The following is a 12872-nucleotide window of genomic DNA, read 5'->3' as shown; positions in this document are numbered from 1 at the left end:
TTCCTTATACCTGATTAATAAATTGAACACGGGCGGTGACGGCACACATCAGTTCATAACCCACCGTACCGGATGAAACTGCAACATCATCTATAGGTAAAATGACGCCTGTACTTGATTGGCCCCAGAGCACGACTTCACTACCGACTTTTGCACTCTCAATACCCGTTAAATCGACTGCCAACATATCCATACTGACTCGGCCAACTGTACGTGTGCGTACTGAGTCCACTAAAACTGGAGTACCTGTTGGCGAAATACGTTGATAACCATCGGCATAGCCGCAAGCCACAATCCCAATCCTCATGGGTTGCTCTGCGACAAAGTTTGAGCCATAACCTACGCTTTCATTCGGCTCTAAATGCTGAACGCAAATAATTTCACTGCGTAAGCTCATGGTCGGCTGCAAGCCCCAATCTGCAATACTATGCGTTGGGTAATCTGGCGAGCTGCCATAGAGCATGATGCCACTGCGGGCATAATCTGATTTGAGCTGGTCTTGATAACGCAAAATTGCTGCACTATTGCTTACCGATCTTTCACCCGGTAAATCTTTTACAATTTCTTCAAAGGCAGTAATTTGATAATCAATACCTTGCTGACCAAAACGATCGGCATCTGCATCTGAAAAATGCGTCATGTGCGTAATCTTGGACACATTTGCCAAGTTATTTAAACGTTCCCAAGCTTGAACATAGTGTTGTGGTTTAAAACCAAGACGGTTCATACCACTATTCATTTTCAAGAAAACATCAAATTGAGCCGGATAAGGATGCTTTTCTACCCACTCGATTTGCGCTTCACTATGAACGGTGAAACTAAGCTGATACTGCACACAATCAAATAAATCTTGAGGAGAGAAAACTCCTTCGAGCAATAAAATTGGACCTGTCCAACCTAGAGCACGAATTCGTTTTGCTTCATCAAGATCAAGTAAGGCAAAGCCATCTGCTGCTTTAAATGCTTCATAAACACGTTCAATTCCGTGTCCATAAGCATTGGCTTTTACAACGGCAAAAACCTTACTGTTTGGCATAGCCTTGCGCACCACCACCAAGTTATTTTGTAAAGCTTGATGGTGGATCACTGCGGTAATAGGACGAGGCATGATTACTTTCCTAACGTCCGTTATGCAGCATGCGCGTGTGAATAACGCTGAATTGAAAGACCATCTGTACTGATTTCAGTCTTATGATTCAATACGATGTCACTGATTAATTTTCCTGAACCACATGCCATGGTCCAACCTAAAGTACCGTGACCTGTATTCAAGAACAGATTTTTAAAGCGAGTCGCACCAATAATTGGAGTGCTGTCTGGTGTCATTGGACGTAGACCCGTCCAGAAAGATGCCTGTGCCATATCACCGCCTGGGAACAAGTCCTGAGTGACCATTTGCAAAGTTGCACGGCGGTCTTCGTTTAGACCCAAATTGAAACCGCTTAACTCTGCCATTCCACCTACACGAATACGTTGGTCAAAACGAGTAATCGCGATTTTATAGGTTTCATCAAGCACTGTAGATTGCGGAGCAAAAGCTGGGTCAACAATAGGAATCGTCAACGAGTAACCTTTTACAGGATATACAGGCAACTGTAGATCAAGTGGTTTCAAGAAATCACGTGAATAGCTACCAAACGCTAGGACATAACGATCTGCTGTTAAAACTTTACCATTAACTTGAACGCCCTTAATTTGGTCGCCTTCAACAATCAATTTTTCTACGTTCTGATTAAACTGGAAGTTAACACCTAGCTCTTTAGCAATTTGAGCTAAGGCATTGGTAAATAAATAACAGTCACCTGTTTCATCATTTGGTAAGTGTAAACCACCAACGAGTTTATCTTGTGCATTTGCTAAAGCTGGTTCTACACGACCAAGCTCGTTACCATTTAATAATTCGTAGCTTACGCCGCATTCTTCAAGCACGCTAATGTCGCGTTGAACCGCTTCCATTTGTGCTTCTTTGCGGAATAGCTGCAACGTACCTTTAGCGCGGTTTTCGTAGTGAATACCCGTATCTTTTCTAAGCTCACGTAAACAGTCACGGCTATATTCAGCCACGCGCATCATACGTTCTTTGTTCACAGCATAACTTTGCGGATTACAGTTTTTTAGCATTTGCGCCATCCACTGTAACTGCCACATGCTGCCATCTAAATTAATCGCAAGCGGTGCGTGATGTTGGAACATCCATTTCACAGCTTTAAAAGGGATTCCTGGTGCTGCCCAAGGGGTCGAATACCCAGGCGAAATTTGACCTGCGTTACCAAAACTTGTCTCTTCAGCAGGACCTGACTGGCGATCAAGAACAGTGACCTCAGCTCCTTGTTGAGCTAGATAATAGGCACTTGCCACTCCAATAACGCCGCTACCTAATACAATTACGCGCATTTCCATTCCCTCACGCACACCAGTTTATTTCACTAGTATATTTCTGCTTCAATAGTTTATTTCACTGTTTTTCAGGGTATAATCTAGGTAAATTTATGTTTTTCTCGCGAGAATTTTAAAAAAAGAGGAAATATCTATGCGCCCCTTAGATCGTATAGATCGCATGATTCTGGACATTTTGCAGCGTGAAGGACGAATTGCGATTAGTGAATTAGCATCGAGAGTTAACCTGTCGACCACCCCTTGTTCAGAGCGTGTAAAACGCCTTGAACGCGATGGCATTATCATGGGTTATTACGCTCGGCTAAACCCAGCCTTTGTGGACCGTAATCTGCTTGTCTTTTTAGAAATTAAGTTATCTGCCAAATCTGGTGATGTATTTGACCAAGTGGCCAGAGACCTCGTTGAGATTCCTGAAGTGCTTGAATGTCACCTTATTTCAGGCGAATTTGACTACCTCGTAAAAGCGCGTTTAAAAGAAATGAGTGCATATCGCCGCTTGTTAGGAGATCTATTAAAGAAACTCCCAGCCTCGGCATCTTCACACAGTTATGTGGTCATGGAAGAAGTGAAAGAAACTTTATATTTAGATGTAAGCAAGTAAAGCGAGCATTATTGAACTCGCTTTACTCACGTTTTAAAAATTAGAAATATTTTAAAATCGAAATATGCTTGTTTTGATGTTTAAATTTCGAGAACCATTTCACCGCTGGATACAGTGCAAAAGACAGTACAATCGTAATTAACCACAGCATCCATACATGGCCGACCGACAAATAGCTCCCATAGTTAGCTCCCCACATAGTTAGCGCAAATACATACATCAGTTTCAGCACATATAAATGCAGTAAATAAAAAAACATCGGCACCGAGCCAAACACGACCAATGGTTTTAGAAATGAATATTGCTGCATACGTTCAAAAGCAACGAGCACAAGTAAGCCAATTCCAACATTCAGCAAAATAAACAGTAAAGATGGCGGATACTTGGTGACATTAAAAAAACTCATGAGGCTTAGTTGTAATGTCTCAAAATGCTGCCACGGATGGTCACCATAAACATTGATAAAACGCAGTAAAACAAACAACCCAATACTTGCGAAACCTAGACTAAGTAAAGCGCGGCCTCTTTGCTTTGCTGTATATTTTGAACTAAACAACTGGCCTAATACGTAGCCTAATAAAATCACCCCTATCCAAGGTAAAACAGGGTAACTTGTACGAAGCTTAATGCCCGCAAACTCAAGCCAGCCACGTTCGTGTAAAACGAACCATATATTTTGTAGGATGCCTTGTGAGAAGTGCACAGAATCTAATAAGTTGTGCCCAAAAATAATCATCAACCCTACACCAGCAATAACAGGCAAAGGTAAACTTACACAGCAAGCTAATACCACCATGCTAATACCGATCGCCCAAATCACCTGTAAATAAATGACTTCGGGTGGAAAAGTCGCTGTCCATGCAAAATTCACAATGGTAAGCTCTAACACAATTAAAAATAAGCCGCGTTTTAATAGAAAGGTACGCGTTTGTTGTAAGTCCTGTTTTTTTGATTGAAATAAAAATGCAGAAATACCGGTTAAAAGTACAAAAACCGGAGCGCAAATATGTGCCAATAATCGACTGCCAAATAATGCTGGTTCTGTTACTGTTACGTCCATTGGATCGGTAACCTGTTTATGTAAATAGAAAGTTTCTCTTACATGGTCGAGCAACATAATGAGGATAACCAAACCACGCAATGCATCAATCGACTGTAAACGTTCAATATTTTTTTCTATAGGCATAGCGGTAATCAACAAAATAATGTAACGTTATACTATTACATTATAGTTCTTTTGTCTTTTATGGCTGATTATTTATGCAACACAAATTAGGATTGTTGTCTTCGTTGGGTCTATCATTTATATCGACATTCACTTGGGCAGAAGAAACGTCAACGGTACTTGAGACCATACGCGTTCAGGCTGAAAGTACCCAAGAAGGTGTGAGCCAAAATAGCTCGGCGACTAAATTTTCTCACGATGTTTTAGATGTCCCTTTTAACCGTGCTTATGTTTCAAAACAAATGATGGAACAACAAGACGTTCAACGGATTGATGACGCATTAAGCTTGGTGAGTGGGGTTTTTCATCAAAACAGTTTTGGTGGCGGCTTTTGGGATAACTACTCTTTCCGTGGTTTTAGTACCGACCCCAATTTAGGTGCCTCTATGATCCGTAACGGCTTGAGTGTCAACCGAGGGATTAGCGCTCCTAAAGATGTCGTAAATATTGAATCTTTAGAGTTTTTAAAAGGGCCTATGGCGGCTTTATATGGTCGCGGCGAAACAGGTGGTTTGCTTAACCTCAACAGTAAAAAACCACAGTGGGAAAGCGAAAGTGAAGTTAACCTACGTGCCAATACCCAAGAACAATATCGAATTAGTCTGGAACACACGGCGCCTATAAACGATGAACTGGCCTATCGTGTAGCAGTGGCTCATGAAGATAATCAAAGCTTTCGTGATCATGTCAGCAGTGAACGCTGGTTCTTTTCACCACAGCTCACATGGAAAATTTCAGACCAAACGCAACTCGACTTTGACAGTGAATTTACAGAGCATAAAGGAACCTTTGACCGTGGTGTAAGCACAGTCAATCATCAGTTTGTGATGGACCCGAAAACCTTTACAGGTGAACCTGACGATGGCGATTTGAAAATAAAAGATTACTTTTACCAATTACGTCTGAGTCACGAATTTAACCCTGACTGGAAGCTAAATAGTGCGGTTAGCTATAAAGACGCTAAAATGGTCGGCTTTGCAACCGAACCTCGTCGTATACAAGCAGATGGACGTACTTTAGAGCGTCAACGTCGCTATCGTGATTATACAAGCGAAGATGTGCTGGCTCAGACAGAGTTACTTGGCAAGCTTGATACGTCTTGGGCTCGCCATGAAATTTTACTTTCAACCGAACTTGGTCAACTCGACTACAAACAAAACCAGCTTCGTCGTAATCACAGCACAAGCTCACCAAACACAATTGATATTTACCAACCTGAATATGGCAAATATTTACCAAACCTAGCACCATTTACCAATACAAAAGAACAGCAGCGTTACTTTGCGCTTAATGTACAAGATCAGATCTTTTTTAATGACGAGTGGAGTGTGCTATTTGGCAACCGTTTTGATCAGGTCGAACAAGACTTTAAAAATCACCTGACTCAGACTGAAAGCAACCAGACGCTTCACCAAAATAGTCCACGTTTCGGAGTAAATTTTAAAGCCTCTGACCAGTGGGCATTTTATACAAACTATGGCCGCTCATTTGCCATGAATAGTGGTATGAACCGAAATGGACAAACCTTCGCTCCTGAAAAAGGCGAAAGCTATGAGGTCGGCACCAAATATAAATTGAATGACCAAAGTGTGCTGAGTCTCGCTCTGTTTAAAATGAAAAAACGAAATGTACTCACAACAGACCCAATCGACAGTAACTTTCAAACCGCAGCAGGCGAAGTGAGCAGTAAAGGAATTGAGTTTGACTTAAATAGCCAAATCACTGACCGCTGGTTCGTCAATGCTAACTACAGTTATACTGATGCTCAAATTGAAAAAGACCAAGACTTGGCAAAAGGTGCACGTCTAAGTAATGTTCCAAAACACCAAGGTGCTGTAAGTACCAATTATGAATTTCTACAAGAAGGCTCAACAAAAGCAGGTGTAGGTGCCAACCTTACCTATGTGGGTGAACGCAGTGGACATAACCTTGATAATGGCTTTAATTTACCAAGCTATACCCTCGTAAACCTAAATGCTTACTATGCTCCATCTGACCGCTTACGCTATCAACTGAACGTAAACAATCTGTTTGATAAAACTTACTATGTTTCAAGCTACAGCGATTTGTGGATTCAACCGGGTGAGCCACTGAATGCTTCAATCTCGGCACAGTGGAAGTTTTAATTCATCTATAAAATAAAAAAGCCCGAATTATTTCGGGCTTTTTATTAGAACATGCCATTTTCATTCACAAGCTGTTCAGGCTGCATTTGCCCGATGTCCCAAAGCTCAGCAATTTTTCCATTTTCAAAACGGCAAATATGAACCACAGCCAAAATGGTGGATTTGCCGTTCATTTGCATTTCAAGTTTCGAATGTACAGCGACTAAAGTTCCATCTTCAATGACATGCTGAACATCAAAGACTTTGTTGGGATTTTCAGCCGCGCTTTCACGCATCCCTTCCTTCAACGAAGTTGCATCACCCGCATAATAAGGGTTGTGATGCTTGAAGTTCGGTGCGGTGTAATTGCTATAAGCTTCATCAACTTCGCCTGCTGCGGCAAGTTCTAGAAACCGTACCGCAATTTGTTTCTGAGATAAGTTCATGATTATCTCCTACTCTTTTTAGACCTTACTGTAAGAGGTCGTCTTCTTCAGTTTCTTCTTCAAAGACATAGGCCATACAGCCCCATCCGTCATATTCACCCTGAAATTTTTCAGCGATGCTGGCAAACCATTGTTCCAAATCAACGATATCTGAATACTCAGGTTCCATGTTTACGAAGATGGTAATTACCCACTCGTTTGGCTCAACAGAGTCATCTTGGAAAAGTGAAACTTTTTGTTCTTGGTAAAGTAAGTAAAGTGCACATTGCTCTGCATTTTTTTGATCATGAAAAGCAATTGAAAATTCAATTTCATGCAGCTCTGTTAAGTCATCCCCATCTTCAACCATTTGCCAAAGTACATTGCCGTTATCGTCATCGGGAAATTGTTCGTAGTCGCGATTCATTAGATTGTCCTTGTTGTTGCTCTAATTTGTATTATTGGACATCAAGAATAACCGACTTTTATTGCAGTTTGGATATGTATTCAGTTGCGAATTGCATCAAATTTTAATTTTTTAAAAAGGCACTTGCGATTCAATCACGACATCGGTTCCTTTCAATGGATGTTGAAAAGCCAAATACGCAGCATGCAAGGCCATACGGCTTAAATGAAAACGTTTAGGTTCAGGGTGATATAACTTGTCGCCCATAATCGGATGGCCAATGTGCATCATGTGCACACGTAGCTGGTGCGAACGGCCTGTGACTGGTTCAAGTAAAACCCTAGTTTGATCTGTTTTTTCATCATAAACCAAAGGCTGAAACAAGGTTTTAGCATGTTTGCCTAATTCAAAATGTACAATTTGTCTTGGGCGATTTTCCCAGTCGGTAATGAGTGGAACTTCAACACTACCCTCTTGTGCGACTTGGCCTTGCACCAAAGCAATATAATGCTTTTTGACTGTTCTGGCCTGAAACATTTTACTTACCGCGACTTCTGCATCACGGTGCTTGGCAAACATAAGCAAACCCGAGGTTGCCATATCTAAACGATGCGTCACTTTAGCCAAAGGGAACTTTTCCAGCACCCTTAAATAAGCACTGTCATGATGCTCAGGTAACCGGCCCATGACCGACAACAAGCCCGCAGGTTTATCAACCACAATCAAATCGTCATCTTCAAATAAAATTGAAAGCGGATCTTGTGGTGGAGCATAAACAAAGTTGTCGTTTAAAGGCATGGTCGTAGAAACAGCAATGGAGCATGGCGGCAAATCATAAAGAAATTTCAGACCTACCGCAAAACAATCTATAAGCTATGCTCATGTTCCACGTGAAACTCGAAAAATCTTTATCGTTTTTTATTCATTTCCGCTAAAAGATCGAGCTGAATTTCTTGAATATGTGCAAGCCTTTCCCACTGATGCGATAAAAGATGATCCATTTTTTCATGTAAATGGCGAATCTCAAGCTCAGCTTTTAAATTAATTTGATAGTCATGTTGAGAGCGCAAACGGTCTTTGGCTTCTTGACGATTTTGACTCATCATAATAATAGGTGCCTGAATTGCGGCTAAACATGACAGCACTAAATTCAACAAAATAAAAGGATAAGGGTCGACAGGACGTACCACCATCACGACTGTATTTAATACTATCCAACCTGTTAAAAAGATCGCAAAACAAATAAGGAAAGACCAACTTCCGCCAAATGATGCAATCTTATCTGCTAATTTTTCTCCAAACGTCCACTTTTGATCAAAATCAGATTCGGTATTTCGGCTAATTAATTCATGGCGTTGCATACTGCCAATCACTTCATTTTCTAAATTAGAGAGTTCACCCTTTTCGGAGCGTAATAATGATTGCACGTATTTAATTCGATAATCTGCCAGATCGGCTCGACAAATAAAGCTTGAGTAATTCCAATCTGGATGATCTTGGATAATTTCATCGCTAATCACATTTCGAATGACTTCACCCGAAACCAGATCTTTTAACGGGAAATTCTTTCCGCATACGGCACATTGGCGACACTGGTTTTTATTCTCCATCTTATTCAGCTCGCAATTATAATAATAAGGATATTATATAAATGATTTAAGACGACAACATCGTAAATAAAAATAATGCTTTAACCCAATATTTGTAAAGTTGCTGGCACTATTTTTCGATGTGCAGGAATCACCGGCATCATGTAGAGTCTTCCAAGCCAATTTTTAATATGTACCACTGTGGTTACGGTCAGTACTTGAGTCTTTTCATTCTTATAAATAGATAAAGTCACATTTAAATGCTTGTCATCATCTCCAATCACTAATTCATTTTCGGTACGTTGCCGTAAGGTGAAAATTCCAATTCGGTCGCCTGCAACATACTCATTTTCTTTTTTATTCGAATCAATTTGCTTAAAACTTCCTAAATCTTTAAGTCCAATCTTGGAAGTAATTTTATTACGCATGTTCATACTCCACTCGACCCACTCTGGAGTGTGATGGAACAGTTTAATAAGTTGCTGAAATACATTTAGGTCGGGTTGACCCAGCACAATACTCCACGAGTCGTGGAAGTAAGCATTGTTCAATTGAGATGAGATTTGGCTATCGCTAGGTAAAGCAGAAAGATAAGGCTTATTCATAAATTATATTCTTGTAAAGTATAGTTTTTATTATAGAGAATTTTTTAGGGTGTCAAGGGAAAACATCTATGGTTTACTTCAACAATCATAACTTTGTAAGTTATAACCTTGTGCCTATAAACTTTTGATCTATAGCGTCCTAAGCCGAATCGAGACCTTTTGGGTGAGTACACACTAACGTTATACGTTTTGGTGCATGCTACTCTTTTCGATCCCTATCACACCCTTGAGATATAGTTTAGCCAGCACCCTGCGGGATTGTTTTTCTAAGAAAAGCGAATTTTTAATATTTTTGGGAATTTTTACGCCATTAGACAAATTTAAAAGAATTTATTCCCATTTACCTATAATTAGTTATATTTAAATTCCACTTTACTTCTATTTTTCGGTTTATTTTACCAATTAAATCACTCTATGATCCTATTAGAAAATAGATAGTAAACATTTCTTCAATTCGGAAAACACTACTCTAGGTTTTTTATAAATTTGAAATTTTAATAAAAGCTACATCATCCGAAGTATTCAAACCCAACTAACTTCTTTCTGTTTTTCATATTTTTGTCTTGTTCTTTCTGCATTATTTTTAGATTTAATTTTTTCGCTTGAATACATTATAAAAACATATTATAAATTATTTCTAACCAAATAATTGGTTTTTTGGAACTTTATAATGAACAACAATATTATAATTTTTGGTTATGGAACAGGTATTTCCAAAGCCGTGGCACATAAGTTTGGTAAAGAAGGCTATAAAATCGGTTTAGTGGCACGTAATGCTGAAAAACTTGAAAAAGCCATCTTAGAACTTAAGGCACAAGGTATTGAAGCTTACGCTTTTACATGTGATTTAGCGGTTCTTGAAGATATACCAAACCTAATTAAACGTATTAAAGATCAATTAGGAGAGATTAAAAATATTCATTGGAATGCTTTCCATGATATTGAAGGCAATATCTTAAAAACCCCTCCACTAGAGCTTACTAAAAGCTTTCATATTCGTGTTTCGAGCTATATTGCGACGGTACAAGCTTGCTTAGGTGATTTAGAGAAGAACCACGGTAGCATTTTATCGACAAACGGAATTTTTGCTTTCGATGCAGTTGGCATCGACTTGGTTGCCAAAGAATATTCATCGCTAGCAACTACTGCTGCCGCTCAATACAAAGCCACCAACTTGCTTGCTCATAGTCTTGCTGACTCAAATGTTTATGTGAGCCAAGTGATTGTAAACGGTTTCGTAGATGGAACCCCAGAAGCGAAGGATAAAACTTACGCGGTACATCCAGAAACAGTTGCAGATCAGTTCTGGTACTTACACCAGCATAAACAAGAAACTGTTTCTCTTTGTGGTGAAGCCATTCAAGCTGCTTAAACTATGTCTGATGAGAGAAAAAGCGTAATCCATTACGCTTTTCTTAACTATTTGAATTTATTTTTTCTAAAGCCTATATATTTCGAGTTTTAAATTACCCTTCCCATTTTCTAAAAACCAGACAGGTATTTACGCCACCAAAACCAAAGCTATTACTCATCACTGTTTTGAGTTCGGTTTCTCTGCTGGTTTGAACAATATCGAACTTTTTCGCTTCTTCGCGTAGTTCGGTAATATTAATACTCGGCGCGATAAAGTTATTTTGCAGCATTAAAATAGAATAAATGGCTTCGTGTACGCCTGCTGCCCCCAAACTATGCCCAGTCATCGACTTGGTCGAACTCAGTGGCGGTACTTTTTCACTGCCAAACGCTCTTTCTATAGCTAATAGTTCGGGTATGTCGCCTGCCGGCGTTGAAGTACCATGCGTGTTGATATAGTCAATGGTTTCAGAGCCATTTTGCTTGGCTTCTGCGAGTGCTAGCTTAATACAGCGAGTCGCGCCTTCGCCACTTGGAGCCACCATATCGACACCATCACTATTGGCAGCATAGCCAACCACTTCTGCCAAGATTTTTGCTCCGCGCTTTTGCGCATGGCTTAAAGACTCCAAAACCACCATGCCACCGCCGCCAGCGATCACAAAGCCATCGTTATCGACTGAATATGGCCGTGAAGCCGTTTCTGGTGCATCGTTATATTTAGAGCATAAGGCGCCCATTGCATCGAATATTGCGGTTTGGGACCAATGGTCTTCTTCGCCCCCGCCCGCCAGCATCAGATCTTGTTTACCAGCCGCAATAAGGTGATATGCGTAACCGATTGCATCGGCTGAAGTCGCGCAGGCACTCGCGATCGATTGAGATACGCCTTTTAAGTTAAAAGCGCGTGATAAGTTAGAGCTAATGGTATTTGTTAGGTAGCGTGGTGCTAAATCGGGCGATACCTCGCTTGCGCCTTTTTCTTTTAAGGTATGCAACATGTCGATGATAGACGCTGTTGAGGTGCCGCCTGTTCCCCCAATCACGCCATATTTTGAGTTATTGGCAATGTCATTTACATCAAGCTCAGCATGTTGTAGCGCATCGAGTGCCGAGTTGTAGGCATACATCGCGCAAACGCCCATGTGTTTTTTTAGCTCAGGATCGATGTTTTCAAAATTCATTTCGGCAGTGGCGCTGACATGACTTCGAAAGTTCAGTTTTGCATAGACTTCGTTATAGCGAATGCCCGAGCGGCCTGCTTTTAAGGACTCGGTTACTGTCTCTAATGTATTTCCAATACAAGAATTAATTCCCATACCTGTGATGACAACTCGTTCCATTCTTATCTCTATAAAAACGACAAAAATAGATCTTAACAATCAAGTTCTTTTTTGGTACTGGCAAAATATTTCTATATTTATTATTTTTTCTCATCAAATATAAATAAAAAGTTAATAATAATATTTTTATTTTAAAATCTATTTAGTTTTATTATTAAATCAAAAATATTTTAAATATTAAATTGACGTATTTAAAATCACCGATTATTATCTCGTTGCTGGCCTACATTGCCAGACGGTTTTGACAGACCGTAAGCTCATAGCGGATTGTAGTTCTACTATAATTCGTTAGACCCTTGCGTCCCCTTTTCTTTGCGGTAGGATGATCTGACCCCATAAAGTTGGACAGTTAGTTAAGCAGTTTTTATAAACTGGTTTCTATATTGTACCGGGGATAAACCTTGTAGCTTCACCTTGATTCTCTCATGATTATAATAATAATGTATTCTCGTATCGTTTTCTCTAATTCATCAATTGATTGAAATTTTTCTCCATGAAAGCATTCCGATTTTAATATTCCAAAGAAGCTTTCTATTACAGCATTATCTAAGCAATTTCCTTTACGAGACATACTTTGAATTAAACCATGTTGCTTTAATTGCTGTTGGTAATGAGCCATTTGATATTGCCATCCTTGATCTGAATGGAGAATTGGTTTCTCATGTCGCTTAAGTTTAGCTAAGGCATGAATGAGCATATCTTTCACTAACTCATAATTGAGTTTACGTTGGATCCGGAAAGTAATAATTTCCCCATTAAACAAATCTATAATTGGTGATAGATAAAGTTTTTCACCGTTAACATTAAATTCCGTCACATCAGT

At 39.8% G+C, this 12872-nt stretch carries 12 protein-coding genes and 1 pseudogene; 3 read left to right on the top strand and 10 right to left on the bottom strand.

The features are described from left to right. Positions 1-4: 4 nt before the first annotated feature. Both alr and J671_RS13095 read right to left on the bottom strand, forming a co-directional pair. Positions 5-1108: an alanine racemase gene (alr, locus tag J671_RS13100; RefSeq protein WP_031982524.1), complete on the bottom strand. Its 1104-nt coding sequence runs from the start codon at positions 1106-1108 to the stop codon at positions 5-7. Between the two features lie 20 nt (positions 1109-1128). Then, positions 1129-2394, bottom strand: a complete 1266-nt coding sequence (locus J671_RS13095) for a D-amino acid dehydrogenase (protein WP_031982523.1) — start codon at positions 2392-2394, stop codon at positions 1129-1131. A gap of 136 nt (positions 2395-2530) precedes the next feature. Between J671_RS13095 and J671_RS13090 the strand changes: the two genes are divergently transcribed. Continuing rightward, positions 2531-2998: an Lrp/AsnC ligand binding domain-containing protein gene (locus J671_RS13090; protein WP_005804788.1), complete on the top strand. Its 468-nt coding sequence runs from the start codon at positions 2531-2533 to the stop codon at positions 2996-2998. A gap of 40 nt (positions 2999-3038) precedes the next feature. Here J671_RS13090 and J671_RS13085 read toward each other — a convergent pair whose 3' ends face one another. Continuing rightward, complete coding sequence (locus J671_RS13085) at positions 3039-4184, bottom strand: DUF1624 domain-containing protein (protein WP_031982522.1); 1146 nt, start codon at positions 4182-4184, stop codon at positions 3039-3041. Between the two features lie 74 nt (positions 4185-4258). On the opposite strand from J671_RS13085, the gene J671_RS13080 reads away from it, so the two are divergent. After that, positions 4259-6349 carry a TonB-dependent receptor gene (locus J671_RS13080; protein ID WP_031982521.1) on the top strand — a complete coding sequence of 697 codons (2091 nt, stop codon included), beginning with the start codon at positions 4259-4261 and terminating at the stop codon, positions 6347-6349. A gap of 44 nt (positions 6350-6393) precedes the next feature. Here J671_RS13080 and J671_RS13075 read toward each other — a convergent pair whose 3' ends face one another. The 5 genes from J671_RS13075 to J671_RS13055 form a co-directional block, all read right to left on the bottom strand. After that, complete coding sequence (locus J671_RS13075; RefSeq protein WP_031982519.1) at positions 6394-6774, bottom strand: nuclear transport factor 2 family protein; 381 nt, start codon at positions 6772-6774, stop codon at positions 6394-6396. A gap of 25 nt (positions 6775-6799) precedes the next feature. Next, positions 6800-7180, bottom strand: coding sequence for a ribonuclease E inhibitor RraB (locus J671_RS13070; protein WP_031982518.1), 381 nt, complete (start codon positions 7178-7180; stop codon positions 6800-6802). Positions 7181-7291: 111 nt separating this feature from the next. After that, the gene (locus J671_RS13065; RefSeq protein WP_031956111.1) at positions 7292-7957 is read right to left on the bottom strand and encodes an RluA family pseudouridine synthase; all 666 of its coding nucleotides are present in this window, start codon (positions 7955-7957) and stop codon (positions 7292-7294) included. Between the two features lie 110 nt (positions 7958-8067). Next, positions 8068-8769, bottom strand: coding sequence for a DUF1003 domain-containing protein (locus J671_RS13060; protein WP_004711125.1), 702 nt, complete (start codon positions 8767-8769; stop codon positions 8068-8070). A gap of 80 nt (positions 8770-8849) precedes the next feature. Beyond that, positions 8850-9353, bottom strand: a complete 504-nt coding sequence (locus J671_RS13055; protein WP_031982517.1) for a DUF2867 domain-containing protein — start codon at positions 9351-9353, stop codon at positions 8850-8852. 670 nt (positions 9354-10023) lie between these two features. Between J671_RS13055 and J671_RS13050 the strand changes: the two genes are divergently transcribed. After that, positions 10024-10725, top strand: a complete 702-nt coding sequence (locus tag J671_RS13050; RefSeq protein WP_002050560.1) for an SDR family NAD(P)-dependent oxidoreductase — start codon at positions 10024-10026, stop codon at positions 10723-10725. Between the two features lie 94 nt (positions 10726-10819). Here J671_RS13050 and J671_RS13045 read toward each other — a convergent pair whose 3' ends face one another. Both J671_RS13045 and J671_RS13040 read right to left on the bottom strand, forming a co-directional pair. Beyond that, positions 10820-12049, bottom strand: a complete 1230-nt coding sequence (locus J671_RS13045; protein ID WP_031982515.1) for a beta-ketoacyl synthase N-terminal-like domain-containing protein — start codon at positions 12047-12049, stop codon at positions 10820-10822. Positions 12050-12402: 353 nt separating this feature from the next. Then, a pseudogene (locus tag J671_RS13040) lies at positions 12403-12872 on the bottom strand (IS3 family transposase); the annotation flags it as partial.

Origin of the sequence: Acinetobacter sp. 1130196 (genome assembly GCF_000588095.1) — a bacterium.
Lineage (GTDB): Bacteria > Pseudomonadota > Gammaproteobacteria > Pseudomonadales > Moraxellaceae > Acinetobacter > Acinetobacter nosocomialis.
The sequence above is the reverse complement of the archived record's forward strand: the minus strand, read 5'-3'. Positions and strand labels throughout refer to the sequence as shown.

Excerpts from the sequence above, each read along its gene's own strand:
- alr (WP_031982524.1), bottom strand. The coding sequence starts at position 1,108 with ATGCCTCGTCCTATTACCGCAGTGATCCACCATCAAGCTTTACAAAAT.
- J671_RS13095 (WP_031982523.1), bottom strand. The coding sequence starts at position 2,394 with ATGCGCGTAATTGTATTAGGTAGCGGCGTTATTGGAGTGGCAAGTGCC.
- J671_RS13090 (WP_005804788.1), top strand. The coding sequence starts at position 2,531 with ATGCGCCCCTTAGATCGTATAGATCGCATGATTCTGGACATTTTGCAG.
- J671_RS13085 (WP_031982522.1), bottom strand. The coding sequence starts at position 4,184 with ATGCCTATAGAAAAAAATATTGAACGTTTACAGTCGATTGATGCATTG.
- J671_RS13080 (WP_031982521.1), top strand. The coding sequence starts at position 4,259 with ATGCAACACAAATTAGGATTGTTGTCTTCGTTGGGTCTATCATTTATA.
- J671_RS13075 (WP_031982519.1), bottom strand. The coding sequence starts at position 6,774 with ATGAACTTATCTCAGAAACAAATTGCGGTACGGTTTCTAGAACTTGCC.
- J671_RS13070 (WP_031982518.1), bottom strand. The coding sequence starts at position 7,180 with ATGAATCGCGACTACGAACAATTTCCCGATGACGATAACGGCAATGTA.
- J671_RS13065 (WP_031956111.1), bottom strand. The coding sequence starts at position 7,957 with ATGCCTTTAAACGACAACTTTGTTTATGCTCCACCACAAGATCCGCTT.
- J671_RS13060 (WP_004711125.1), bottom strand. The coding sequence starts at position 8,769 with ATGGAGAATAAAAACCAGTGTCGCCAATGTGCCGTATGCGGAAAGAAT.
- J671_RS13055 (WP_031982517.1), bottom strand. The coding sequence starts at position 9,353 with ATGAATAAGCCTTATCTTTCTGCTTTACCTAGCGATAGCCAAATCTCA.
- J671_RS13050 (WP_002050560.1), top strand. The coding sequence starts at position 10,024 with ATGAACAACAATATTATAATTTTTGGTTATGGAACAGGTATTTCCAAA.
- J671_RS13045 (WP_031982515.1), bottom strand. The coding sequence starts at position 12,049 with ATGGAACGAGTTGTCATCACAGGTATGGGAATTAATTCTTGTATTGGA.